Consider the following 24318-nt stretch of genomic DNA (forward strand, 5'->3'; position numbering starts at 1 on the left):
TTTAGATTTTAAACAACTTTATTTCTTTCTGTGTATACCACAGCCAAAATCTCGGCTACAGCCTGATAAAGCTCCGGTGGGATAGTCTGATCAATATCAACCGTTGCATATAAAGCTCGTGCCAACGGCTTGTTTTCAACAATTGGAACACCGTTTTCTGCGGCAGTGTCCTTAATCTTCTTCGCAAGATAATCCTCACCCTTTGCTATAACCCTAGGAGCTTCATCCTTGGTATTGTCATATAAAATTGCTACTGCAATATGGGTAGGGTTTGTAATAACAACATCAGCCTGCGGAACATTTTTCATCATTCTGCGCTGAGATGTCTCCATCATCTTCTGACGTTGTTTTCCTTTAATCTTAGGATCTCCTTCAGTATTCTTGTATTCATCCTTTACCTCTTGCTTGGTCATCTTCATATCATTAGTAAATTTCCACTTTTGATAAGCGTAATCAATAAGGCCCAGGATTATATATACGATACTGATTTTTATTCCTATTTCACAAATTAACTTAAATATCAAACTGAGGGCTGCATTAAGCCCTATATCATAAAGAATGAATAAATTACCAGCCTGATCGCGAATAGAAATATATGCTATATAACAAACCAAGAATATCTTTGCCAGTGCCATCAAAAGATTCATAATAGAATCCTTTGAAAAAATACGTTTAAAACCACTGACTGGATTGAATTTGCTAAGCTTAGGCTGTAGTGGCTTCAAAGTAAGCTTCCATCCTACCTGTATCAGATTGGTTACAAATCCTGTTATGAAACCAATAATAAAGAATGGGAGCAGGATTATAAGCATTTTCACAAGAAGAATTCTAAAAATACCGGTTATGGTATGTACCGTAAGACCGCTTCCGTTATAAGAAACAACATCAGGAATAATGGAATAAATCCACGCAAAAATCTCTTCAAAGCGAACGCCTGCAAAACCCAGGAAAACACTTAGAGCAAAGAAAAATCCAAGAAGCGCTATTCCATTTACCATCTCCTTACTTTTGGCAACCTTGCCTTCGTTTCTAGCATCGGAAAGCTTCTTACTGGTAGGCTGTTCAGTTTTCTCTCCACCCTCTCCATCTGCAAAGAACTGCAAATCATAGGGAAAAAGAAGTTCTTTCGTCTCTGTCATTAATGCAACCCCTGAATGTATAAAGTAAGCATTGTTTTCATTTCCTTGAAAATAAAGGCCGCAACATCAGGTAAAAGGAAAATCGTCAAAAATAAAACCGTAAATCCTACAATAATTTTTAGTTGAGCACCAACAGAGAACATATGAATCTGTGGTGCCACTTTTACCATAATTCCAAGAATGGTATTCAATATCATTATTACCGCAAAAACTGGAAGGATGATTCTAAAGGCAATAACAAAAACATCTCCCATAAACTTCAAAGTAGATACAAATAGTGAATCCCACTTAAAAATAGTTCCCCCAATTGGAATCAATGTAAAAGCATCACAAAAGGTTTTAAAAATATATCTATGCATCCCTGATAGAATCAGAAGAATCATAAGGAAATTGTTGTACAAAGAACCAGTAACACTGGATTCAGTACGAAGTGTTGGGTCGTATTCCTGGGCCATTGAAAGACCTATATTCATATCAATCATATTTCCAGCCAAAAGAATAATGAAGTTGCAGCAATATGTTGAAAACCCAATTATCAAACCAGTCAAGGCTTCCTTCGTAACTAAAAAAGCATATCCAACTACTGTAGAATAGTTAAGCGCACTAAAATCAACCACAAAATACAAAAGAAGGGAAACAAGTGCCGCAAAGCCGACCTTCACCCTTGCAGGTGTATTGCTGATGCTAAAAAAGGGTGCTACTACTACGAACATGGATATGCGTGTAAGTATCAACAAGAAATATTCAAAGTTTTCTAATGTAAAATGTATACTAAACATTCATTTCTAGCCCAGATAAATACTAAAATTTGCCCACAATTCAGTGATATATTCCGTTAACACTGTTAGCATCCATGGACCGAAAAATAGAAGAGCCGCAAAAACCCCTACAATCTTTGGAATAAAGGTAAGAGTCTGCTCCTGAATAGATGTGACTGTTTGAAAAATACTGATAATCAAACCTATAGTAAGGGATACCAGCAAAAGTGGTAGAGATGTAATCAGAAGCATATAAACCGCATCTCTAATGATATCTAATACCTGTCCTTCAGTCATAACTACCCTCTCCTAAAGCCCCCGGGTGAATAGGTAAAGTGTTAATAGAAAGTCTTCACCAATCCACCAATAACAAGATCCCAACCATCTACCAATACGAATAACAATATCTTAAACGGTAGTGAAATCGTAGTAGGTGGAAGCATCATCATACCCATTGACATAAGTACTGATGCTACTACCATATCAATAACAATAAATGGAATGTAAATCATAAAGCCTATAATAAAGGCTGTCCTAAGCTCTGATAATATAAACGCCGGCACGATAACTGTAAAAGGAACATCCTCATACTTGTTATCTTCGTATGTGATACCAGCTATATCACAGAACAGATTTAAATCCTTAGTTTGAATTTGAGGATACATAAATTCTCTAACAGGAGTTATAGCTGCATCAATTGCTTCCTGCTGAGTAATCTCCCCTGCATCAAATGGGTCAATCGCCTCGGTTTTGATTTGAGTCAATACTGGAGACATAATGAATAATGTTAAAAACAACGCCAAACCAATCAATACCTGATTTGGAGGCGCTGTGTTAGTTCCAATAGCAGCACGCACAAAGTGTAGAACAATGACGCATCTGGTAAAGGAAGTTAACATTATGAGAATTGATGGCGATAGAGTAAGGATTGTTAAAACCAATAACATCCTAAGGGTGGAAGAAAAATTTCCATCCTCGCCATTGAACGTTAATGTAAAACCATTCCTTTCGCCAACAACTTCATCCGACGCATTTGGTGCGTTTTCAGTTGCACCGTAAGTCCCATTTGCAGCCCCATACTGGGTTCCGTCATATTCTGTTGCATGAACTGTAATCCCAGTAGAAATAAGGGTATAGCAAACAACTACAGTTGCAAAAATAATACTGAAGACTAAATACACCTTTTTGATTTTATCCATAACATAAACTGCCCCAACGATGTTATTTCTTCTTTGAGAATTTGTCCAATACGCTTTTGAAATCGACGGGCGTTATAGCCTTCATTTCTCCCTCTTCGATTTCTTTAAGCTGGTCGGATGATATTTCCCCAAGAGGAACAACCTCATCCTTGCCTACAGCAATCAAGAAATATCGATCCTGACCGGCTCTTATAATTTGAACATATTTATTGCTGGAGATTTTTAAAACTTCAACAATTTCAAGGTTTTTGTTGAAGCCCTGAGTCTTCTGATAGCCGGCAATCCATTTGGTTACATAGAAAGTAACGGCAAGAACACCAACAAATACAATTAATATAAATATTAACTGAAAGAAACTCTCACCAGCAGAAGAAAGAAAAAGCATAATTATCCAATTACCTTCTTAACAGCTTCGAGAACTCTCTCTGCCTGGAATGGCTTAACGATAAAGTCTTTTGCACCAGACTGGATAGCCTCGATAACCATGGCCTGCTGACCCATAGCAGAACACATGATAACGCAAGCGTTTGGATCCTTCTCCTTGATGGCCTTTAACGCACCGATACCGTCCATCTCTGGCATTGTGATATCCAGAAGAACAAGGTCTGGTGTAAGCTCGGCATACTTATCAACAGCAATCTTGCCGTTCTCAGCTTCGCCGACTACATTGTAGCCATTCTTTGTGAGAATGTCCTTGATCATCATTCTCATGAAAGCAGCATCGTCACAGATTAAAATGTTTTTTGCCATGTCTTCATCTCCTTAAATATGTATTTATTCTTTGATGATTTCTGTAATACGTACTCCAAAGGATTCTTCAATTACTACTACTTCACCTTTGGCCACGTACTTGCCATTAACAAGTACATCTATTGGTTCACCAGCTATTTTATTTAGCTCGATGATAGTACCAGGAGCAAAATCCAAAATATCTTGGATTGTCTTATTGGTTCGACCTAATTCAACAGTAACATCAAGTGGTACATCTAAAATCAAATCGATGTTTTCCTGAGCAAACTGTGCAGAAAAACCTGGTCCAAATGGTGTGAACTGCGCAGGCTGAACATTGATTGTTGGCTGCGGCATATACATGTATGGTGGCATTTGCTGGCCAGCCATCATATTTGGATCCATCTGAGGAGGTGGCGCTGCCGCCTGTGGAGGAGGCGCCGCTGCTTGTGGAGCAGCCTCAGGAGGAGGTGCTGCAGCTGGTGCTGGTTCTGGAGCAACTCCACTGTCCACTGTAGACTTGGAATCATTCTCCATTGTGTTCTGCACCGCATTACACATTTCTTTTGCTAGAGAAATTGGATACAGCTGCATCATTTCTGAATCAACTAAATCTCCAATTTCCATCTTGAAAGCAATTCTAACGAAATTGCTCTCAAGGAAAGAATCTATCTCACCACCACTAATAGCAGTCAAATCTGTAAGGGTTGCTGTTGGTGGGGAAATATCAACCATCATACCAAGCATAGATGAAAGGGAGGTCGCTGACGCACCCATCATCTGGTTCATGGCTTCTGATATCGCTGACAGATGAAGCTCGGTAATTTCACCATCGGTGTTGGTTCCGTCACCACCCATCATCAAATCGGTAATAACCTTAACATCGTTTTCTTTTAAAACAAGAACGTTACTACCGTCAATACCTTTTGTATATCCAATACGAACAACTACACATTTGTCCGTATATTGGGAAGCTAACTCATCCCAGTTTGTTTCTGTAACAACAGGAGTAGAAATCTCTACTTTAATATTTACAAGTGCAAACAATGATGTTGCTGCACTACCCATGCTGATATTGGCAACCTCGCCAATAGTATCAATCTCCTCACTTGAGAGTTCTCCAGCTCCTCCGCCGGATCCTCCGCCACCATCATCTGCTGGCGCAGCATCGGGAATGCCACCACTAAGTAGTGCATTAATCTCATCCTGTGATAATACACCGTCGCCCATTCGCTACTCCTCTCTTATGATTTGTGTTACTCTTACTGCGTATTCTTTTCCTGAAGCACCTGGAAGGGCAGCGAATTTCCTAATGTCGCCCACAAAAACATCCAGTTCTTCGTCAACCTTTGTATCTAGCTTTACTATATCGCCTACCTGGAGTTGAGAGAAATCAGCTACTGTAATAACACTGTTGCCAAGTACGGCTTTTACAGGTATCTTTGCCTTACTAATAAGAGCTTCAACAGAGTCTGAAAAACTGGTTCCCGTTTTCTCCTTTTGACTACTATACCAGAACTTTGTGTTCAATTTGTCCATAACTGGCTCTAAAGTAATAAATGGAAGACAAATATTCATAAGGCCTTCCACATCACCTATCTTGATATTCAAGGTGACAATCGCTATCATTTCTGACGGCGATATAATCTGAGCAAACTGTGAGTTTGTCTCAATTCGCTCAAGTCTTGGGTGAACATCCAAAACGTTCTCCCAAGGCTCTCTTAAGAGCTCTATGCAGGAGGTCATAATTCTTTCAATGAGCAAAAGCTCTATCTCAGAGAAATCTCTTACTTTATCAAGAGGCTCTCCTACTCCTCCTAACATTCTGTCTACCATGGCAAATCCAAGATTGGATGCCATTTCTACGATAATATTTCCCTCCAACGGAGAAAAATCAACTACACCTAAAAGAACCGGGTTTGATAGAGAATTTGAAAACTCCATGTAGGTAACTGCTTCGGAGTTCATAACCTCAATCTGTATATTCTTTCGTAAGAAGATTGGCAGATTAGTAGAAAGCAATCGACCATAATGTTCGAAGATAATCTCCATTGTACGAAGATGCTCTTTTGAGAACTTTGATGGTCTGGCAAAATCATAGTTCTTTACAGGCTTTTCTTTGTTGTTTTTAATCTCTTCAGCATCAAGCTCACCACTTGTCAACGCGTGAAGCAGATTATCTATTTCGTTTTGTGAAAGAACGTCACCCAAGCTTTCTCACCACCATTCATCCCGAAAATTTTTCATCAGTGCTATTGGTAAGTAGCACTTGAGAAGTTTACTCTTACTATGAAGGATGACTTAAACAATGACTGGATGGCTTCGAGGATTTCCTCTTTTACACCCTCTTCATTATTTCTCATTTCATCTATTGTATGTCCAGCAACTACAGTCTTAATCGTATCATTCAGGATATTGTCATATGGTGTCAATGTACCATCTGCAGCAAACTTAGCATAATCCTCATTTTGATTATCCATTGAAAGAGAAACAGCAAGCACAGCATAATGAGCTTCACCGTCGCCATCATCCTTAAGGTTAATAGTCTGGGTAGAACCCGAATTAACAGGATAATCAACCATGTTCTCAACATTGATAGCTAAGGAACCAGCTGTATCGCCAGCCACCAAATCAAGATCAATTGCTGAGCACACCTTTGTAATAAGTTCATTTGCCTTTTGGGTCTCTGGAATAATTGTAATTGTAAGAACCGCAGTAAGAACAAGATTTACCACAACAAGAGCAAGAATAACTACCGTAATCAAATTCTTTTTCATGCTCGGTCCCCTTTCTACTCATTCACAATGGAGTCTGCTCCAAAATCTGATGAATATTTATTAAATATCTTAATTTCTACTCTTCTGTTCCTTGCTCTTCCTTCAGCAGTGCTGTTATCTGCTATCGGAACATATTCACCACGACCAGCGGATTTTATATGTGCAGGATTAATGTTTGTCTTTGATCTAATCCTGTCAGCAACATATAACGCTCTGTACATTGAAAGAACATCATTGTTCTCGTAAGTTCCTGAGTGCATCGGAACATTATCCGTATGACCCTCAACCTCTATAATGTTATCTGTATAATCAGCCAAAATCTTTGACAAATTATCTATAATTGCATTTGCGTCCTCAGTAAGGACAGCTTTACCTGAGTTAAAAAGTAATGCACCATTGATGGTAATCATTACATACTCGGCATTAAAATCTACTTCGACCTGGTCCTGAAGACCATGTAGTCTGAGCTGTTCTTCAATCTCCTCAGCGATTTGTTCGCTTTCAGATACACCAGCCTTTTCTAACGCCTTCTTTGCCTGAGCAACGGACATATCCTTAGCTTCGGCCTCATTTTCTGAAACATTTTGTTCCTGACTTGAAGTATCTCCAGGGTTTTGTCCTTGTTCTGTCTGGGAACCGTTTTCAGTGTTTGCCCCATCTTCTGATTGTTCGCCTTCTACTTTCTGATCAGAGGCTCCCTGATGCTCGTAATCATCATCCTCGCCATCAGTTACACTTTTGAAATAATCATCAAACATTTCCAACTGGCTAATACCAGATGAAATCATATGCCCTTCTCCAATGGAACTACCACCGGAAGAGAAAATACTAAAGCTGGACTGAATACTTGCTATTACTTCCTCGAATTTTGCTGTATCAGTACTACTCATAGAGAAAAGCAAAACGAAGAAACAAAGTAGCAGATTCATTAAGTCGGAGAAAGTGGCCATCCAGGCAGGAGACCCAGCAGGAGCTTCTTCTTGCTTTTGCTTCTTTGCCATTAGCCCTCACCTCCTCCATCGCCGCTGCCGATGCCTTCTCTAGCAGAAGGTGGAAGGAATGATTTAAGTTTTTCTTCTATAACACGTGGGTTTTCACCGGCCTGAATTGAAAGAAGACCTTCCACGGTTATTGACTTCATCATAATTTCAAGTGCATTATCAACACCTAGTTTTGTTCCAACTGGACCAGTGTACCAATTGGCAATCAGTGAACCGTATAATGTTGTAAGCAAAGCAACCGCCATATTAGGTCCGATGGTGGATGCATCTGAAAGGTTCTGTAGCATATTTACAAGACCAACAAGGGTTCCAATCATTCCCCAGGCAGGTCCCATCTCACCCCATTTACCATAGAAAGCAATAACCTTTTTGTGTCTGTCTTCAAGACAGCTCATATCAGTTTCAAGAATAGCTCTAACAAGTTCTGGATCAGTACCATCAACTACAAGGTTGATTCCTTTTTTTAAGAACTCATCCTCAATGCTGTGAGCCGCCTCCTCAAGAGCAAGAATACCCTCTTTACGAGAAATATTAGCCAAGTTTATAATGTTACCTATAGTGTCTGCCGCGTTTCCAACAGGAGGTTCTTTTATAGCTATACCAATACCCTTAAGACCAGCAATGAAGTCCGGCATCTTATTACAGGTGATACATGCAGACAAAGACCCACCGATAGTAATGATTACTGATGGAACGTCTATGAAATTTGCCATTGCGGCTACACCACCTGATGAAACGATACCGAAAATAACCATTACGACACCAAGTCCTAAGCCGATAAGTGAAGCTATATCCAAACTCTCACCACCTTGTAAATGATATTAGAAACTAGCCTCTAATGCGAAAATCCAGAAAAATCTGTATAGAATTACTCGGTATACACTTTTGTGATTATTTTACTAGATTTGTACATTATTGTCTACTTTTCTTATGAAAATGGTCGCATATTATTGTGTAATTTTTATGTCCAAACCACTAAATATAGAATATTCACAAATTTTTCAGATTTTTATAAAAAATTTAGAAAGAGAGGGCTATTGCCCTCTCTTCCAAAATATGTCTATAAATTATCTCTTAAGGTTGATTAACTCTTCAAGCATGGTATCTGATACAGTGATAATACGTGAATTTGCCTGGAAACCACGTTGTGTAGTAATCATGTCTGTAAACTCACTTGAAAGGTCTACATTGGCCATTTCCAGCTGTCCAGTATTCATAGAGGAACCATCAGCTGAAATATCGATACCAATACCATCGAACTCACCTGAGTTAAGGGTTGTATCGTAACAGTTGTCGCCCTTCTCCTCAAGACCTGATGCATTAGCGAACTGTGCTACTGCAATCTGTCCTAAAAGAACTGTATTACCATTACTGTAGGAACCGAAAATCTTACCATCATTCTGAACAGAAAGACCTGTCATTGTACCAAGCTTCTTACCTTCGCCTCTCATTGAAGAACCATCAGGAATACCACGATTTGCAACAACGGTAGATGTACCCTTGTTATCGTAGTTCAAAAGACTTGCAAATTCGATTTCAATGTCAGACATGGCATTGTTCTGAAGTTCCTCATTAATTGGATCTTCATCACTTCTATTAGGTCCAAGTAAATGTGCATTAAACATTAATTTTGTTCCGCCATCATTACCTACCGAAAGCAGTGTACCTTCCTGTGTATCAAACTGAATACCATAGTTAACTGTATTGAAGCTAACCTTGATAGCTGGAGAAGTAGTTGCCTTGGTAGAAGGATCAAAACCGTTTAAATCAACACCGCCGTCTTTAATATCTGTCAAATCACTTGTAGGGACACCCAAAAGTTGAGTTAAAGTAATAACAACTTCATCACCTTCAGCGTTTGTATATGGGAATCCATGCTTACTTGCATCATAGGCTAGTGATGTACCAGTAAGGTTACCGTCTGAATCCAGTTCCTTTAATACAAATGAAGGAGGATTCTCACTATTCTTATCAATTAAATATTTTACAGCAGGAGAAACACTTGAATCTGTAAATACATATCCACCTGTAGAAGTACCATCTACATTAGTTACATTGTCATCCCATTTAACAGCAGATGAGAAATTGTATTCTTTTGTGGTGATACCATTTGTACCAAAAATGTCTTCAAGTTTACCACCGTTGCTAATATAATCAGCTAATACATCATGGTTGTCTTGATCCAGAACATTTGTAAGCTCAATAGTGTATCTACCCATTGTGCCATCAACTTTCTTAATAGAAAACTTGGCAGTATATGCATAACCAAGATTATCATAAAGTGTAAAGGTTCTTACATAACCACCAGTACTTTCAAACTGGCTGTCATTCTTATCAATTACACCTGCGAAATTTGCGGCAGTTGTTGCCTCTGGTGCAGATGTAAGGTTTTCAGTTCTCATAACTCTAAGAGCCGAAACTGTATCTTTAATAATGTTTGAAGGGTCGTCAGGGTCTACCTGCCATCCCATTACAAGGTATCCAGTTGTAGTCATAGCAAGGTTACCATTTCCATCAATGTAGAAGGAACCCGCTCTTGTAAATAAGTTCTGGGAACCGTTGTTAACGATAAAGAAGTTTGTTGAATTAGCATCTGTAAGTCTGATATCAAGAGCATCACCTGTAGACTGTGCTGCACCTGCAGATGTAATAGAAACCTTTGTGGCACCATTAGTAACACCAAGACCTATCTGCTTAGCGTTAGTACCACCACGGGTTGCTGTTGCACCGGATGCCTGTTGTGTAGTTTGATACATGATATCAGAGAAAGTTGTTGCAGAAGATTTGAATGCAACAGTGTTAACGTTAGCGATATTATTACCGATAACGTCCATCTTGGTCTGGTGTGTCTTAAGACCTGCTACACCAGAGAAAAGTGATCTCATCATAACTAAATGACCTCCTCAACTAATACACGAACAATTGAGGGTGTCTGTTTGTCGCTTCTGTCAGTCCACGACTTAGCTTCCATAAGGTCCAGCTAAACTATAACAGCACCATCAATATTTGTAAAAATGTTCTCATCTGATTCAGTCTGGTCCATAGCCGTAACTACGGTTTGATTTGGTACGTTAACTATAAAAGCTAAAGTATCAACTAACACTAGAGAATCAGTAATCCCTTTTTCAGAAGCCTTCATGACTCCTTCTTCCAGTCTGTGGGATTGCTCCTCCGTGAGCTCAATATTTCTGTCATCAAGCCTTTGTGCTGCATGCTTTGAAAACTTTAATTCAGATGCACTTTGAAGCTTCTGCTTAAAAATATCCTCAAAGCTTGCGCCGTTTAAATTACCAAGTGGCCTGGACTCGGCTGCTGGATTGAGATAGGTTCCAGCTACCTTCTCGATGGAGGTAAAATTTGGATTAATATTTAAATTACTCATATATGCCTCCTAAACTAAACCTCTGTTGCATCGCTTACATCAAGTTCTTCTGTCTCTTCTGAGCTGCTGTCTGTCTCTTCAGTCTTAATAGTTGTATCTGCTGATTTCTCAGCTACTGCCTCAGCCTGTTCTACAGTATCCTCAGTTTTTTCAACTGCCTCAACCTTTTCTTCTTCCTCAGGCTCCTCTTCCTTTGCAGCCTTTTCAGCTTCACTATCTGCCTGCATAAGCTTTGTATACTGTGCTAGCACTTCATTATACTTCTTTAAGAGCTTTTCATCTACGAAGCTACGATCATATTCGTCCATAGCATTGTAAATGCTAGCTGCTTCACCGATAACCTCACCATCCCTAACAGTAACCTGTGCTGCTTCAGGAAGCTTTTTGATTGCATCTGTAAGAAGCTTTGCAATGTATTTTGCGTTGTAATAATCTGTATCAACTACAGATATCATTTTGGACATTTCATAAAGCTTGCCGTCAACGGAAAGCATCATTCCTTTTTTGTCATCCTTTTGAACAAAATCAACCTTTCCGGTTACTTCCTGTCCATCAATATTAAGTGCTACAATCTTTCCAACAATACTGTTACTCTGGATAGTCTCCATGTTCTGCTGAAGCGACTGCATTGCTTCTACCTGAGTAAATGAAGCAAGCTGCGCAACATACTGACTATTATCGCTTGGCTGTAATGGATCCTGATACTGCATTTCAGCTACAAGAAGCTGTAAAAACATATCTTTGTTGTATCCAGTGTCACGTTTTTCCTCAGTTTTTGAAGTAGAAACAGTTTGATTGGCCTTTGCAGCATCCTGTGATGCCTGTGTTTTGGTATATTCACCATTTTTTACGGCACCAACTAATAATGAATCTGCCATCAAATATCTCCTTTCAATGGGTCGGCCATTTTTAGGCCATGAAATCTAAGGTACCACCATTATCCTTCATCATCTGAGCTATCAGAATATCCTCCTCTGTCATTAATCCTGTTAATTCATCGAGATTATTTAAGTCAATTCTGCTATTTCTTCTTGAGGAATTTCCTGAATTCTGCTCCTGATTATTTGAACCTTCTCGTCCATTCTCATCAAGATTTCTTTCGAACTCATGAGTTCCTACGGAAACCTCAATAGAAGTAACCTTTGTCGAGCTTTGATTCATTTCTGTTCTAAGAGCTGCCATCTGACTTTCAAGAGCTGCCTTTACAGCGTCATTTTCGGTAAAAATCTTTGCTGTAATTTCGCTACCCTTCTGTGTAACCTCCAGGTAAATTTTTCCTAATCCTTCAGGATTCAAGGTCATCTCCATGGTGGTAGATTCTGAATCTGTCATTACCTTCGCCTGTTCAACCAACTGACTAACAATATCTTCTGCCTTTACTGTTTCACCTGTTGGAAGTGAAACCGCTGTGTCTTCAGCTATAAACTGTAGTTGATTGTTCTGCTGTGGTGGAAGAATTCCATCTTCTCTTACAATGTGAGATTCGTTGTGTGTTTTCTCAGGCATCTTAAAAGTGCTCTGAGTCATCTCTTCCTTTTCTTCACCCTGAGACTGGTTATCCTTCTCATTAGTGTTTTCTTCTACAGGTTTAAATACCTTTTCTGTCTCTACTGTAGCAGTTGCTTCTTCAACAACAGGAGCTTCCTGTTTTTCAACAGGTTTTACGTCTTCCTGTACAAGCTGAATTACAGGTTGTTTATCATCTGTAGTAGTATCCTTCACATCTATCACCTTATCCTGATCCGATACTTCAGGCACTTCAACATCAGAAGCTATTTCTATCGTTTCCTCCGCCTGGATTAAGGTTGAATCGTTCTGTGAAACCAGTTCTTTAAGCTGAATAAAGGAATTATTCGTTTCTTCAAATAGCTGGTTTGAAAGATCTGTTGCTTTGTCCAAAATCTCAGCAAAATCATCACTTAATACGAGAGTAATTGACTCCGTCTCCCCAGTAAGTTCTGATACAAGCTGTGCAAGACTCTGTGGATTAAGAAGATCAATAAAGGTTAGCCCTAGGTTTTCCATTGCCTTCTCGATGTCTTCCTCGGTCACATCGAGTTGGTCTTCTATTATTTCCTTGACTTCCTCTACTACCGCCTCAATTTTTTCTGCTACCTCTGATTTTTCCGGCAGTGGTTTTTCTTCCTGTTGAACAGACTTCTTATTTGTTGTAGAACTGTCTACCGAAACAGTCTTTTTATCTGGCTGTTTCTCAGGAAGTGCAGAATTCACGTCTGAGTTTACACTTTGGACTTTGTTAGCAACGCCCTTCAATGTCTTTTCAAATAAGCCTGCATCAACGTTAGCCGATGCTTTGTCTGATGTTACAGAAACATCAATCTGACTTACCTGAACCAGCAAATTGGAAACATTGCTACTTGTCATGTAACCCCTCCTTTCACATATTCTGTTTTCAAGTTGCTATAAAACGTATTGTTAGGATTAAGGCTCCATCATCTTTGTAAGTATTGCTGCATTTTTTGCATCCATTGCTGAAAGAATACTAGAACGGGTACTTGCATCCATAGCCTGAAGGATTTCACATACCAAGTCGTAATCATCACTCATTTCATCAAAGATTGCCGCTGCATTTTTTGCCTTCATGCTTGTGTAAGTCTTAACGTAATCTTCGATTTCCTGGTCTGTCTGGAGCTGTGAAACAACCTGCTTATAGATAGCTGCAGCGTTATCTGGCTCGATGGATTCATAATACGTCTTATATTCATTTATATCGGGTGCATTATCCGAAAAAACAACCTCTTCATAGAATTTTTCTTTTAATTCTTCAAAAGCTGCTTCGTTAGCTTTATACTCTGCCAATTCCGCCGAGGCAGCTTCTAATTCTGTTATATAATCACTATTTTCATTACCCTTGGTTTTTAGTTCTTCAATCTCTGTTTCAAGCTCTTTTATGCGCTCTATTGCCTTCTCCACAGTATCATACTGTGAATAAGGATTATCTTCTTCCTCCTGAGGCAAATATTCCTCGATACCTGGTAAAATCTGATTAACATAAGGCACATCCTTCAGCACTGGAAATAGAATTGATGAGCCAAATCCACCAACATCCATCTTTACTAAAAAGGCAAAAATAACCAGCCAAATCATAATGATAAGCAACACAACAAAAGCCATGATGATTCCGCCGCCTATTCCTAGACGTTCCTCATCCTCTGGCAATACTTCACCATTCTTTTTGGCTTCTTTACGGCGTTCCTTCTCGGCCTTTTTCGCTTCTTTTTTTGCCTCTTTTTCGGCCTTCTTGTCAGCCTTTTCGTTACCAGTATCAGGTGCTGGTGCTGCTACCTCTTCAGGTGCCTGTGCTTCATCTGCCATAACTTACTCATCCTCTTTTTCTGTGTTAAAATACGTGTAACTAACCAACTCATCCGTGATTTTACTTTCCTCACGGTCTAACTCATCTAAAAATTCTTCAAAGGCATGTTCTCTAAGCTTCTCATGCATTTTTCGTTCCATCATAACTGCATTAAGCTTTTTTCTGGCATTTTCCATTGCCTTTTGCGCCTTAGAAACCTCGATCATTTGATCTCGAAGCGCTACCTTCATGGATGTAATAGCGCTTTTACAGGTTTTGATGGCTTTTATATCGATATTTCCTACAGACAATTCCTTTAGCTGTCTTTCATAATCTGCCTGCTTAATCATTAACTTTCTAAGCTTATCCTGTTCCTGATTAAAACGCGCTGTAGCCATACCAAAATTTGCCTTCTCCTGCTCCTCTATCTTCTGTTTTAATTCAAGAATATTTTGCATTCGATAAACAAATTTTGCCATTAGAACCACCTCTAATCATCGAAGATTGCTGTCATCTGCCCAATAATCTCGTCATAATCAAACTTATCATGGGTAGCCTGAAGTAAGAACTCATTTACTGCATCAATCTTCTTGATAGCGTAATCAATCGCTTTGTTTGAGCCATTTTTATAAGCTCCAATATTTATCAAATCCTCTGCTTCCTGATAGGTTGCAAGGACATTTTTCAGCTTGCCTGCAATAGCCTTATGCTCTGGTGTTGCCACTGCTGACATAACTCTGGAAATGGACTGCAATACATCAATAGCAGGATAATGATTTTTTTGTGCCAACTTTCTATTAAGAACTATGTGACCATCTAAAATAGATCTGGCTGTATCAGTGATAGGCTCATTGAAATCATCACCATCTACAAGGACAGTATAAAGACCTGTGATGGAACCTACTGCAGAATTACCTGCGCGCTCCAAAAGACGTGGCATCTCAGAATATACTGATGGCGGATATCCTCTTGTTACTGGAGGCTCGCCCGATGCCAATCCTATCTCACGCTGCGCCATCGAAAAACGGGTAAGTGAATCCATCATGAGAAGTACATCTTTGCCCTGGTCTCTAAAGTATTCAGCTATTGCAGTTGCTGTAAGGGCTGCCTTTTTTCTAATAAGAGCAGGTTTATCTGAAGTAGCACAAACCACAACAGATCTTGCCATACCTTCTGGACCTAAGTCGTTTTCTACGAATTCACGAACCTCACGTCCACGCTCTCCAATAAGAGCAATAACGTTAATCTGAGCCTTTGTATTTCTGGCAAACATACCCATTAAGGTAGATTTACCTACACCTGAGCCTGCAAAAATTCCAATTCTCTGGCCCTTACCAACAGTAATAAGACCATCTACAGCCTTCACACCAAGGGACAATGGCTCTTTGATTATGACTCTTGCCATAGGATCTGGAGGGTCAGCTTCGGCTGGATACTCTATAAGGTTCTCAAAATCTGTAAGATCATCCACATCCGAAGGAACACCAAGGCCATCTACAAGATGTCCAAGAAGCTGGTCTCCAACATTAACACCAAGGGGATGTCCAGTGTTTTCAACCATGCATCCAACGCCTATACCTTCCACGTTCTCATAAGGCATCAAAAGCAGACGTTTGTCTTTGAATCCGACAACCTCTGCTTTAATACGCTGATCAGAGCCCTCCACGATTATTTCACACAAATCGCGAAGCTTAGCCTCTGGTCCCACTGATTCAATTGTAAGTCCTACAACCTTTACAACCTTCCCAAGAGATTTAAAGTAATCCTTCTCTGTCAGCTGCATCAATAATCCCTGGTCCACTGTGCCTCCTAGCTTAGGGCTCTAATTTCCCTGATAAGATTATCTAACTCTGTATCAATGCTACAATCAAAAATACCGCCATCTGTCTCAATAATACACTGACTATCATTCAAAAGTGGGTCTGCAATTATATCGAGTCCCACTTCAGTTCCAACTTTACCTTGAATTTCTTCCTTCTTTCCCTTTAAAAATTCTGCATTTGCATCACTAACCTTGATTTGCATCTGGCCTGTGCGCTCAATTTTCATAATGCAGTGGTCTAAAAGATGATATAACACATCCTTTTTGCCTGAAAGCTCTGCAGCAAATACATGCTCAAACACAGGCAGACACATTTCAACGATTTCATGTGACATATCAATTTGCTTTTGCATATAATCATTTTCAATACGCTGAATTTCTGCCTGCATATTATTCTGTGATTCCTGAAGTTCAAGGGCTGCCCTTTGTGTACCTTCGTTATAGCCCTCTTTTTCTCCATCCTGGCGAGCAAGATTTCGCATAGCATCAGCATTAAGCTGAGCAGCATTTAAAATCTCCTCGGCCTGCGCATTTGCATCCTCTATAATTCTCTGAGCCTCTTCCTGAGCTGCTGCTATAATCTCTTCTCTGGCAGGGCCAAAATCCTCAGGCTCTTCTTCCTCTTCCTGCATGATAGAGTCAGCCAAGCCTAAGAATTCATCTGGATCTACTCCCTCAGGAATTTCAGCGCCTGATTCACGCATGGCTTCTAAACGACGCTCACGCTCTTCTTCTAAAAGCCTGGCTTTGTATGCCTTTTCCTGCTTAAGAATAAGCTCCTTTGCCAAAGCATTGGAATCGATTACGAGTTCACCTGTTTCGCCAGTTTCTTCGTCTGGTTCATTTGGTTTCACAAGAAACCCATAGATGACATTGTTACTAGACAATGAGCTCATCTCCGCCTCCTCTAGAAATTACGATCTCTGCAGAATCCTCAAGCTTTCTGATAATACCTACTATCTTCTGCTGAGCTTCTTCAACATCCTTCATACGAACAGGACCCATGAATTCCATGTCTTCCTTAATCATAGCTGCAAGACGAGAAGACAAATTCTTAAAGATTGCGGCCTGAACCTCATCATTAGCTCCCTTAAGTGCAACGCCAAGATCTGAGTTGTCAACGTCTCTAAGAACACGCTGAATAGCTCTGTCGTCCAAAAGAAGGATATCCTCGAATACGAACATCTTCTTTCTGATTTCCTCAGCAAGCTCTGGCTCTTCAATTTCAAGAGACTCCATGATACGTTTTTCAGTACCACGGTCAACTGTATTAAGGATATTAACTACCGCATCTACGCCGCCGGCGATAGTGTAATCCTGATTGATAAGAGATGAAAGCTTTCTCTCGAGAACTCTCTCGACCTCTTTTATAACCTCTGGGCTGGTTCTATCCATAAGCGCAATACGCTTGGCAACATCAGCCTGCTTTTCTGGTGGCAACGCTCCAATGATAAGTGATGCCTGGCCAGCAGACAGATAAGACAAAATCATCGCAATTGTCTGTGGATGCTCCTCCTGTATGAAGTTCAGCACCTGAGAAGGCTCTGTCTTTCGAATAAACTCGAAAGGACGAACCTGCAATGATGCTGTCAGCTTTGTAATGACATCCTGAGCACGGTCATCACCAAGAGCCTTCTCAAGAAGCTCCTTAGCGTAACCAATACCACCTTCTGCGATGTACTGCTGAGCAAGACATACCTGATAAAATTCTTCGATAACCTCTTCCTTGAGCGCAGGAGAAATACTTCTCGTATTGGCAATCTCCAGTGTAAGTTCCTCGATTTCCTCTTCCTTGAGATGCTTAAATATCTGAGCTGATTTCTCTGGTCCTAGGGCGATTAAAAGTATAGCGGCTTTTTGAACGCCATTCATGTCTTCAGTTGCCATAACCTTATCCCCAATCCTCGTTTAGCCAATTTCTCAGAAGCTGAGCAACAGCCTCCGGTTTCTCATCCACAAACTTTTCAATAAGTATGCGGGCTTCAGATTTCTCTGTGTATCCAATATCTTCAAGCTCCTCTTCCTCTTCCTGAGCAGTAGAAGCAATAAGATCATCAATTGTAAGCTCCTGTTCCACAGGCTCCTCTTCTTCAGTCTTAAGACTTCTAAATACAACAAAGCCGAGCATTGCGAAGATGAGAAGTGCAAGAACAATCTGAACAATGTCTGAAACCGAAATAGGTGGACCTTCAGAGTACTGGAACATTGGAATCTCGTATGCCACAACCTTAACGTTAGCAGTAGGGAAACCTGTTGTTCTTGCTACTACCTCTACGATGTCATCTGAAACCTCCTGTTGAACAGGATTTGAATTTGCTTTTACAAATTCGTCAAAGGTCTGCCCTGCTTCTTCAAGGGTTCCATCCTTCTCCATCTTGTCTTCATTGTAGATAGCAAATTTCTTACAGGTAACTGAAATAGAAGAATCCTCTAAGCTTTGCTTTCCGATTTCGTCCTTATGAGTGGTTATCTTCTCATCTGGAAGATAATCCTTCTCAAAATCTTCTGTGGAAGCAGATGATACATTTTCATCCTCGATTACGTAGGTAGTATCATCATCGTTTGAATCTGTTCCTGGAACACCACCACTACCGCCTGTTGAGCTGGAGCTGGAGCCCTTTTCCCAATCAAGATAACCCTCGGTACGACCTTCATCAACTGAATAGTCATAATGAACGTAGCTGTTTTCATCAAAGCTCATTGAAAGATTAACACCAACAGAAACAGCATCGTAAAGGTTTGTTCCTTCAAGAACAGTCTGAACACGTTTTACAATCTCTTCTCTGGCTTTATCTCTGGCATCCTGATTAGCAGAAGCAGATGCCCCTGCTGTACCAGCTTTTGCATTTGGATACAATAGATTTCCTTCTGTATCCATGATTGTGATGTTATCGGTTGTTTCATTAGCTAGGTTTGTAGCCAAATGTCTGGCTAAACCTTCAATTGTTTCATCTGTAATAGGCGAATTTAAGGTAAGAATTACAGAAGACCATCCAGGCTGATTTTGTGCTATAAGGGTACCATCATCCTCAGGAATATTTAGAGTAACCCTTGCCTTATCAATCATCTCAAAAGCTTCAAGATCTGTTGCGAACTGCTCTTCTAGATACTTTTTATATTTCTTCTGTTTGTCTGCTTCAGTGGCTGAAAAGCCACCGTCAAAAACATTATCTACAGAATATTTAGATGTCGGGATTTCATTGGAACCAAGAAGAACGTTAGCACGACCTTCATCCTTCTCGTCAATATAGAAGGTAAAACCATCTGGAGATGTCTCATAGTTAATCTTTTCGTTCTCCAGTAGTTCTTTAACAGCGGCGGCCTGTTTACCATCCTCGCATACTACCAGCTGCATCATGGTAGGCCTTGTGATAACAAAGGCTAAAATAGCAAAAGACACAATAACAACAGCAGTGATTGAAATAATCAATACCTGCTGCCGTTTCGTAAACTTTCTCCACCACTCAAGAAATCGATTAAGAATAGCCTGAATTTGTTCTGGCATAGACTCTCTCCCCTACATATATGCAACCAAAATACCATTCTCCAAAATTACCATAATAATCTCTCGGTGCTAAAGCACCTGTTCTTCCAAGGAAAAAGTGCCATTATAATTCGCTCCGCGAATGGGGCACTTCTTGAGCATACTTTTTTATAACAGGCAAGCTGTTAAAAAAAGCATGCTATACTTGCATCTGCATAATTTGCTGATAAGATTCTAAGATTCGATCTCTAACAGCTACAGTGTACTGCAATGCAGTGTTTGCCTTCTTTTCTGCAATCATTAAATCGTGGGTGTTATCAGTTTCTCCTAGCTGAAATGCCACCTGCGCTTTATTTACCTGCTTTTGCAGAGAATTTGTATCCTCTAATAAATTCATAACTGAATCCAGCATACTCTGGAAACCAGTTGTGGCGTCCACCTTAGGCGTTCTTGTGTCCTTAACAGGTGTGCCACCATATAAACTCTGAAGTGAAGAAATATCCATATGCATCCCCCGTTATCTACTACAATCAATTATCGCTGACCAATCTGAATTCCATATCCTGCCATAGATTTAATAGCATTAAAAGCTGTTACATTTGCTTCATAGGAACGGCTTGCATCAATAAGATTTGTCATCTCTGTAACTGTATTAACATTAGGGTATCTAACATAACCATTCTCATCTGCGTCTGGATGAGATGGGTCGTATTCCATAATAAAATCTGTTTCAGTGTCTTCAGATACCTTGCTAACCTTTACGCCATTGCCATAATAGTGCATGGTCTTTTCATTTAAGATATTCCTAAAATTTGGAATTCCAGCATGATACTCCTTCTCTTTGAAGGTAACTATTTTTCTTCTGTAAGGACCGCCATTCTCAGTTCTTGTCGTACTTACATTTGCAATATTCTCAGCAATAATATCCATACGAAATCGCTGAGCAGTCATTCCTGTAGCACAGATATCAAAAGGTTGAAATAATCCCATAGGCACCTCCTAATCAAACATACTACTTGTTACAAACAATTGAAAATCTTTCGAATTCGTTTGATATGCTTGTGGTGTACGCCTGATAGCGAAGTGTTTCTGATGCAAGCTCAACATTCTCAGTGTCTGGATCTACATTATTTCCATCCAGTCTGTAAGAGAAGTTCTCATAATCAGTGTACTCAAAGCCGTCAACATGGTTGCCATTATCATCAAGCTTATTAACAGCTCTGTCCAGAGTCCTTTCATGGGTTCCCAACAATTCCTTTTTCAAGACACTTGCAAATTCTATATCTTTTCTCTTATATCCAGGAGTATCTTCGTTAGCTAAATTATTCAGGATAAGAGTCTGTCTACGCCAGCTAGCGTCGGCAGCACAATCAAGCGCATTTACGTAAGAAAAAGCATCTGACATAATCATACCTACACACCTCCTAGATTACTTTAACTTCATTATATTGAAAGTTTTCTGAAATTTCAAACACCTTTTACACTATATTGTGTATATCGTCAATATTAAGCACAATTAGTAGTGTAATTATCAAGTTTGTAACTCTAGTTATTAGAATATTATTTATGATAATACATTATTGTGTAAAAGTTGTGTAATATAACTAAATATACAAAAAAGGACTTAAAGATATCTCTAAGTCCTTTTAAAACACAAATCCATTTTATATGAAGCTAATGAATTATTTATTATTTGTTTTTCTTGATTTCCTCAAGCTCATCAAATACTACATCGTTGAGAACCTTAATGTATGTACCCTTCATACCTGATGAACGAGACTCGATAACACCTGCTGACTCAAACTTACGAAGAGCATTAACGATAACTGATCTTGTTATACCTACTCTATCGGCAATTTTTGATGCAACCAACACCCCTTCGTTACCATCTAATTCATCAAAGATGTGAATGATTGCTTCAAGCTCTGAGTAAGAAAGTGTTGAAATAGCACTCTTAACTACCTGGAGCTTACGATTCTCCTCAGCTGACTCTTCGTTAACCGAACGCATCATCTCAAGACCAACTACTGTTGTACCATACTCTGTAAGAATGATATCGTCGATATCGTACTGCTTGTCGAATCTGTAAACGAAAAGTGTTCCAAGACGCTCTCCAGCAATATCAATAGGAGCGATAATTGCAGAATACATATCAATATCAGACTTTTCAAAGCCAAGAGTTTTAAGATTTACATTTTCCTTAGTTGAAAGAATAGAAAGTAATCTCTCATTTAAAAGTGGATCAATGAAACCACCAACTTCATCAACAATAAGCTCACCGATTTCTGTTGTGTTTGGAAGGTGAGATAGACCAAGAACCTTACCCTTCTTAGAAATAACAAGTACAGAAGAATCAAGAATCTCTGTCAATACAGAACAGATATCATTAAAAACAACCTTTGAAGAATTGTTGTTATGAAGAAGCTTTCCAATCTTTCTAGTCTTGTCTAATAACTGTACACTCATTTAAATATATTCCTCCTAAATAAAACAAAATGCAAACCTTTCATAAGCATCTGTTTCCCCTGACTTCTAAAGTCAAATCTGAATTGTTCAAATTATAGCACTGAATGCATTAAATTTCAATTAATTTCAGAATATTTTAACTATTCAAATATTAATTTTGACTCTGGACAAATCTACACTCATCGTTGCCACAAACAAGCTTATTGCCCTTCTCTACCATATAAGTGCCACACTTTGGACATTTAACAGTTGTTGGCTTTGACCAGCTGATAAAATCACACTCTGGGTGATTAGCACAGCCAAAGAACTTTCTGCCCTTTTGAGATTTTCTAATTACAACATCTCCGCCGCATTTTGGACAAGGAACTCCAATCTTCTCCAAAAATGGCTTTGTATTTCGACACTCAGGGAAACCAGGACATGCCAGGAACTTTCCGTGAGGTCCAAACTTGATTACCATGTTTCTTCCGCATTCCTCGCAGATAACATCAGTAACCTCGTCGTGAATTTCAACCTTTGCCAACTCTTCCTCGGCAATCTTAACTGCCTTCTCCAAATCTGGATAGAAATTTCTGACAACTGACTTCCATTCAACTGTGCCCTCTTCAACGCCGTCCAAAAGAAGCTCTAAATTAGCAGTGAACTTGTCGTCAACAATAATTGGGAAGGAATCAACCATGATAGAGTTAACTACCTCACCAAGCTCTGTAACGAAAAGGTTCTTAGCTTCCTTTGTAATATAATGTCTCTTTAAAAGAGTGGTAATTGTAGGCGAATATGTACTAGGTCTTCCAATTCCAAGCTCCTCTAAAGTTTTAACCAATGATGCCTCAGTAAAATGTGGCGATGGCTGGGTAAAATGCTGCTTCTCCTCAAAGCTGTTAAAGGAAAGCTTTGTATCCTCTGTAAGCTTTGCAAGTGGATGAGTCTTAGAATCTTCTTCATCATCCGCAGCTGTATAAATCATCATAAAACCATCAAAGTTGATTGATGATTCAGATGCTGTAAACACTTGGTCCTTAGCTGAAACGCTAAGTGATACTGTATCATAAAGAGCGTTTGCCATCTGGCTGGCTACAAAACGCTTCCATACAAGCTGGTACAATCTATATTGATCGCGTGTAAGGCTGTCCTTAATCTCAGATGGAATAAGTTCGATATTTGCAGGACGAATAGCTTCATGCGCATCCTGAACCTTACCTGTGTTCTTCTTTGAGCTTCCTGCTGTCTCAGATAAATACTTATCTCCGTAGTTTGCAGAAATGAAATCTTCTGCAGCTGCCTTAGCTTCATCAGAAACACGTGTAGAATCTGTACGTAAGTATGTAATAAGACCCACTGTACCATGTCCCTTAACACTGACACCTTCATAGAGCTGCTGGGCAACACTCATAGTCTTCTGAATTGAGAAATTCAAAGCCTTTGAGGCTTCCTGTTGCATAGTAGATGTTGTGAAAGGAAGTGGTGCCTTCTTCTCACGAGTACCTCTCTTGATAGAAGCAATCTTGAAATCAGCGCCCTTAAGCTCTGCCATAATCTTATCAAGACTTTCCTTATCAGAGATATCCTTCTTACCTGTCTTATCGCCATAATACTTGGCAACGATAGGCTTCTTTGCACCTGCTGTATCTAAAAGCACATCAAGTGTGTAATATTCCTGAGGAATAAATTGTTCAATTTCTTTTTCTCTGTCACAAATAATTCTAAGTGCAACAGACTGAACACGTCCTGCTGAAAGGCCTCTCTTAACCTTTGCCCAAAGAAGGGGGGAAATCTCATATCCAACCATTCTGTCAAGCATGCGACGTGCCTGCTGCGCATCAACTAAATCCATATCAATTTCACGTGGATTCTTAAGTGAATTTTTGACAGCAGTTTTTGTAATTTCATTAAAGGTAATACGATATACCTTTTTGTCCTGTAAATTAAGTGCGTGAGTAAGATGCCAAGAAATAGCTTCTCCCTCACGGTCGGGATCAGTTGCGAGAAAGATTTTGTCTGCCTTCTTCACTTCCTTACGAAGCGCTGCAAGTAACTCGCCCTTTCCTCTAATAGTTATATATTTAGGTTCAAAATCATTTTCAGGATCAAATCCCAGCTGAGACTTTGGCATATCCCTAACATGTCCCTGAGAAGCCATTACCTCATAATTGCTTCCTAAAAACTTCTTAATGGTATGCACCTTTGCTGGCGACTCTACGATAACCAGATTTTTTGCCATAGAAACTCCATCTCCATATTCTAG

The 24318-nt window shown here is 39.6% G+C and carries 26 protein-coding genes; all 26 read right to left on the minus strand.

Translation table 11 applies throughout. The features are described from left to right. Window positions 1–8: 8 nt before the first annotated feature. Entirely contained in the window at window positions 9–1139 is a 1131-nt protein-coding gene (gene flhB / locus BMZ41_RS01570; RefSeq protein WP_090526522.1) for a flagellar biosynthesis protein FlhB, read from the minus strand. Beyond that, on the minus strand, window positions 1139–1918 hold the full coding sequence (locus tag BMZ41_RS01575) for a flagellar biosynthetic protein FliR (protein ID WP_090166260.1): 780 nt from the start codon (window positions 1916–1918) through the stop codon (window positions 1139–1141). The genes flhB and BMZ41_RS01575 overlap by 1 nt, the downstream gene beginning before the upstream one ends. Before the next feature lie 6 nt (window positions 1919–1924). Beyond that, entirely contained in the window at window positions 1925–2194 is a 270-nt protein-coding gene (fliQ, locus tag BMZ41_RS01580) for a flagellar biosynthesis protein FliQ (protein WP_090166258.1), read from the minus strand. A 41-nt stretch (window positions 2195–2235) separates the two neighbouring features. After that, window positions 2236–3096, minus strand: coding sequence for a flagellar type III secretion system pore protein FliP (gene fliP / locus BMZ41_RS01585; protein ID WP_090166256.1), 861 nt, complete (start codon window positions 3094–3096; stop codon window positions 2236–2238). Between the two features lie 22 nt (window positions 3097–3118). Next, window positions 3119–3481: a flagellar biosynthetic protein FliO gene (locus BMZ41_RS01590; RefSeq protein ID WP_090166254.1), complete on the minus strand. Its 363-nt coding sequence runs from the start codon at window positions 3479–3481 to the stop codon at window positions 3119–3121. Between the two features lie 2 nt (window positions 3482–3483). Then, a complete protein-coding gene (locus BMZ41_RS01595; RefSeq protein ID WP_015549898.1) occupies window positions 3484–3846 on the minus strand; it encodes a response regulator in 363 nt (120 codons plus the stop codon). A 24-nt stretch (window positions 3847–3870) separates the two neighbouring features. Continuing rightward, window positions 3871–5055, minus strand: a complete 1185-nt coding sequence (gene fliY / locus BMZ41_RS01600; RefSeq protein ID WP_090166252.1) for a flagellar motor switch phosphatase FliY — start codon at window positions 5053–5055, stop codon at window positions 3871–3873. Window positions 5056–5058: 3 nt separating this feature from the next. Next, complete coding sequence (fliM, locus tag BMZ41_RS01605) at window positions 5059–6036, minus strand: flagellar motor switch protein FliM (RefSeq protein ID WP_090166250.1); 978 nt, start codon at window positions 6034–6036, stop codon at window positions 5059–5061. Window positions 6037–6077: 41 nt separating this feature from the next. Further along, window positions 6078–6602 (minus strand): flagellar basal body-associated FliL family protein, encoded by a 525-nt coding sequence (locus tag BMZ41_RS01610; protein WP_072914400.1) that lies wholly within the window; start codon window positions 6600–6602, stop codon window positions 6078–6080. A 14-nt stretch (window positions 6603–6616) separates the two neighbouring features. Further along, on the minus strand, window positions 6617–7603 hold the full coding sequence (locus BMZ41_RS01615; RefSeq protein ID WP_090526525.1) for an OmpA/MotB family protein: 987 nt from the start codon (window positions 7601–7603) through the stop codon (window positions 6617–6619). After that, on the minus strand, window positions 7603–8400 hold the full coding sequence (locus BMZ41_RS01620) for a motility protein A (protein ID WP_090166246.1): 798 nt from the start codon (window positions 8398–8400) through the stop codon (window positions 7603–7605). The genes BMZ41_RS01615 and BMZ41_RS01620 overlap by 1 nt, the downstream gene beginning before the upstream one ends. Before the next feature lie 270 nt (window positions 8401–8670). After that, window positions 8671–10491, minus strand: a complete 1821-nt coding sequence (locus BMZ41_RS01625) for a flagellar hook protein FlgE (protein ID WP_090526527.1) — start codon at window positions 10489–10491, stop codon at window positions 8671–8673. Between the two features lie 92 nt (window positions 10492–10583). Beyond that, window positions 10584–10985: a TIGR02530 family flagellar biosynthesis protein gene (locus tag BMZ41_RS01630; RefSeq protein ID WP_090166242.1), complete on the minus strand. Its 402-nt coding sequence runs from the start codon at window positions 10983–10985 to the stop codon at window positions 10584–10586. Between the two features lie 14 nt (window positions 10986–10999). Beyond that, window positions 11000–11863: a flagellar hook assembly protein FlgD gene (locus BMZ41_RS01635; protein ID WP_090166240.1), complete on the minus strand. Its 864-nt coding sequence runs from the start codon at window positions 11861–11863 to the stop codon at window positions 11000–11002. A gap of 31 nt (window positions 11864–11894) precedes the next feature. Next, a complete protein-coding gene (locus tag BMZ41_RS01640) occupies window positions 11895–13370 on the minus strand; it encodes a flagellar hook-length control protein FliK (protein WP_090526528.1) in 1476 nt (491 codons plus the stop codon). 57 nt (window positions 13371–13427) lie between these two features. Next, a complete protein-coding gene (locus BMZ41_RS01645; RefSeq protein ID WP_090526530.1) occupies window positions 13428–14321 on the minus strand; it encodes a MotE family protein in 894 nt (297 codons plus the stop codon). 3 nt (window positions 14322–14324) lie between these two features. Further along, complete coding sequence (gene fliJ / locus BMZ41_RS01650) at window positions 14325–14780, minus strand: flagellar export protein FliJ (RefSeq protein WP_090166233.1); 456 nt, start codon at window positions 14778–14780, stop codon at window positions 14325–14327. Between the two features lie 11 nt (window positions 14781–14791). Continuing rightward, the gene (gene fliI / locus BMZ41_RS01655) at window positions 14792–16084 is read right to left on the minus strand and encodes a flagellar protein export ATPase FliI (RefSeq protein WP_090526805.1); all 1293 of its coding nucleotides are present in this window, start codon (window positions 16082–16084) and stop codon (window positions 14792–14794) included. 26 nt (window positions 16085–16110) lie between these two features. Continuing rightward, window positions 16111–17019, minus strand: coding sequence for a FliH/SctL family protein (locus BMZ41_RS01660; RefSeq protein ID WP_090166231.1), 909 nt, complete (start codon window positions 17017–17019; stop codon window positions 16111–16113). Continuing rightward, window positions 17003–18010, minus strand: a complete 1008-nt coding sequence (fliG, locus tag BMZ41_RS01665) for a flagellar motor switch protein FliG (protein WP_028246924.1) — start codon at window positions 18008–18010, stop codon at window positions 17003–17005. Before fliG ends, BMZ41_RS01660 begins: the two co-directional genes overlap by 17 nt. 4 nt (window positions 18011–18014) lie before the next feature. Further along, window positions 18015–19628 carry a flagellar M-ring protein FliF C-terminal domain-containing protein gene (locus tag BMZ41_RS01670; RefSeq protein WP_090526532.1) on the minus strand — a complete coding sequence of 538 codons (1614 nt, stop codon included), beginning with the start codon at window positions 19626–19628 and terminating at the stop codon, window positions 18015–18017. A gap of 178 nt (window positions 19629–19806) precedes the next feature. Then, a complete protein-coding gene (gene fliE / locus BMZ41_RS01675) occupies window positions 19807–20112 on the minus strand; it encodes a flagellar hook-basal body complex protein FliE (RefSeq protein ID WP_242941999.1) in 306 nt (101 codons plus the stop codon). A gap of 29 nt (window positions 20113–20141) precedes the next feature. Next, window positions 20142–20597 carry a flagellar basal body rod protein FlgC gene (gene flgC / locus BMZ41_RS01680; RefSeq protein WP_090526536.1) on the minus strand — a complete coding sequence of 152 codons (456 nt, stop codon included), beginning with the start codon at window positions 20595–20597 and terminating at the stop codon, window positions 20142–20144. Between the two features lie 22 nt (window positions 20598–20619). Beyond that, window positions 20620–21018 carry a flagellar basal body rod protein FlgB gene (flgB, locus tag BMZ41_RS01685; RefSeq protein ID WP_090166224.1) on the minus strand — a complete coding sequence of 133 codons (399 nt, stop codon included), beginning with the start codon at window positions 21016–21018 and terminating at the stop codon, window positions 20620–20622. Window positions 21019–21296: 278 nt separating this feature from the next. Further along, window positions 21297–22073, minus strand: a complete 777-nt coding sequence (gene codY / locus BMZ41_RS01690) for a GTP-sensing pleiotropic transcriptional regulator CodY (protein ID WP_090162189.1) — start codon at window positions 22071–22073, stop codon at window positions 21297–21299. 151 nt (window positions 22074–22224) lie between these two features. After that, the gene (topA, locus tag BMZ41_RS01695; protein ID WP_090526538.1) at window positions 22225–24294 is read right to left on the minus strand and encodes a type I DNA topoisomerase; all 2070 of its coding nucleotides are present in this window, start codon (window positions 24292–24294) and stop codon (window positions 22225–22227) included. Window positions 24295–24318: the final 24 nt, after the last annotated feature.

The sequence above is a fragment of the Pseudobutyrivibrio sp. UC1225 genome (assembly GCF_900115215.1).
Taxonomy (GTDB): domain Bacteria; phylum Bacillota; class Clostridia; order Lachnospirales; family Lachnospiraceae; genus Pseudobutyrivibrio.

Bases quoted from the DNA above. Each gene is read 5' to 3' on its own strand.
- flhB (WP_090526522.1), bottom strand. From the start codon at position 1,139: ATGACAGAGACGAAAGAACTTCTTTTTCCCTATGATTTGCAGTTCTTT.
- BMZ41_RS01575 (WP_090166260.1), bottom strand. From the start codon at position 1,918: ATGTTTAGTATACATTTTACATTAGAAAACTTTGAATATTTCTTGTTG.
- fliQ (WP_090166258.1), bottom strand. From the start codon at position 2,194: ATGACTGAAGGACAGGTATTAGATATCATTAGAGATGCGGTTTATATG.
- fliP (WP_090166256.1), bottom strand. From the start codon at position 3,096: ATGGATAAAATCAAAAAGGTGTATTTAGTCTTCAGTATTATTTTTGCA.
- BMZ41_RS01590 (WP_090166254.1), bottom strand. From the start codon at position 3,481: ATGCTTTTTCTTTCTTCTGCTGGTGAGAGTTTCTTTCAGTTAATATTT.
- BMZ41_RS01595 (WP_015549898.1), bottom strand. From the start codon at position 3,846: ATGGCAAAAAACATTTTAATCTGTGACGATGCTGCTTTCATGAGAATG.
- fliY (WP_090166252.1), bottom strand. From the start codon at position 5,055: ATGGGCGACGGTGTATTATCACAGGATGAGATTAATGCACTACTTAGT.
- BMZ41_RS01610 (WP_072914400.1), bottom strand. From the start codon at position 6,602: ATGAAAAAGAATTTGATTACGGTAGTTATTCTTGCTCTTGTTGTGGTA.
- BMZ41_RS01615 (WP_090526525.1), bottom strand. From the start codon at position 7,603: ATGGCAAAGAAGCAAAAGCAAGAAGAAGCTCCTGCTGGGTCTCCTGCC.
- BMZ41_RS01625 (WP_090526527.1), bottom strand. From the start codon at position 10,491: ATGATGAGATCACTTTTCTCTGGTGTAGCAGGTCTTAAGACACACCAG.
- BMZ41_RS01630 (WP_090166242.1), bottom strand. From the start codon at position 10,985: ATGAGTAATTTAAATATTAATCCAAATTTTACCTCCATCGAGAAGGTA.
- BMZ41_RS01635 (WP_090166240.1), bottom strand. From the start codon at position 11,863: ATGGCAGATTCATTATTAGTTGGTGCCGTAAAAAATGGTGAATATACC.
- BMZ41_RS01640 (WP_090526528.1), bottom strand. From the start codon at position 13,370: ATGACAAGTAGCAATGTTTCCAATTTGCTGGTTCAGGTAAGTCAGATT.
- BMZ41_RS01645 (WP_090526530.1), bottom strand. From the start codon at position 14,321: ATGGCAGATGAAGCACAGGCACCTGAAGAGGTAGCAGCACCAGCACCT.
- fliJ (WP_090166233.1), bottom strand. From the start codon at position 14,780: ATGGCAAAATTTGTTTATCGAATGCAAAATATTCTTGAATTAAAACAG.
- fliI (WP_090526805.1), bottom strand. From the start codon at position 16,084: ATGCAGCTGACAGAGAAGGATTACTTTAAATCTCTTGGGAAGGTTGTA.
- BMZ41_RS01660 (WP_090166231.1), bottom strand. From the start codon at position 17,019: ATGAGCTCATTGTCTAGTAACAATGTCATCTATGGGTTTCTTGTGAAA.
- fliG (WP_028246924.1), bottom strand. From the start codon at position 18,010: ATGGCAACTGAAGACATGAATGGCGTTCAAAAAGCCGCTATACTTTTA.
- BMZ41_RS01670 (WP_090526532.1), bottom strand. From the start codon at position 19,628: ATGCCAGAACAAATTCAGGCTATTCTTAATCGATTTCTTGAGTGGTGG.
- fliE (WP_242941999.1), bottom strand. From the start codon at position 20,112: ATGGATATTTCTTCACTTCAGAGTTTATATGGTGGCACACCTGTTAAG.
- flgC (WP_090526536.1), bottom strand. From the start codon at position 20,597: ATGGGATTATTTCAACCTTTTGATATCTGTGCTACAGGAATGACTGCT.
- flgB (WP_090166224.1), bottom strand. From the start codon at position 21,018: ATGATTATGTCAGATGCTTTTTCTTACGTAAATGCGCTTGATTGTGCT.
- codY (WP_090162189.1), bottom strand. From the start codon at position 22,073: ATGAGTGTACAGTTATTAGACAAGACTAGAAAGATTGGAAAGCTTCTT.
- topA (WP_090526538.1), bottom strand. From the start codon at position 24,294: ATGGCAAAAAATCTGGTTATCGTAGAGTCGCCAGCAAAGGTGCATACC.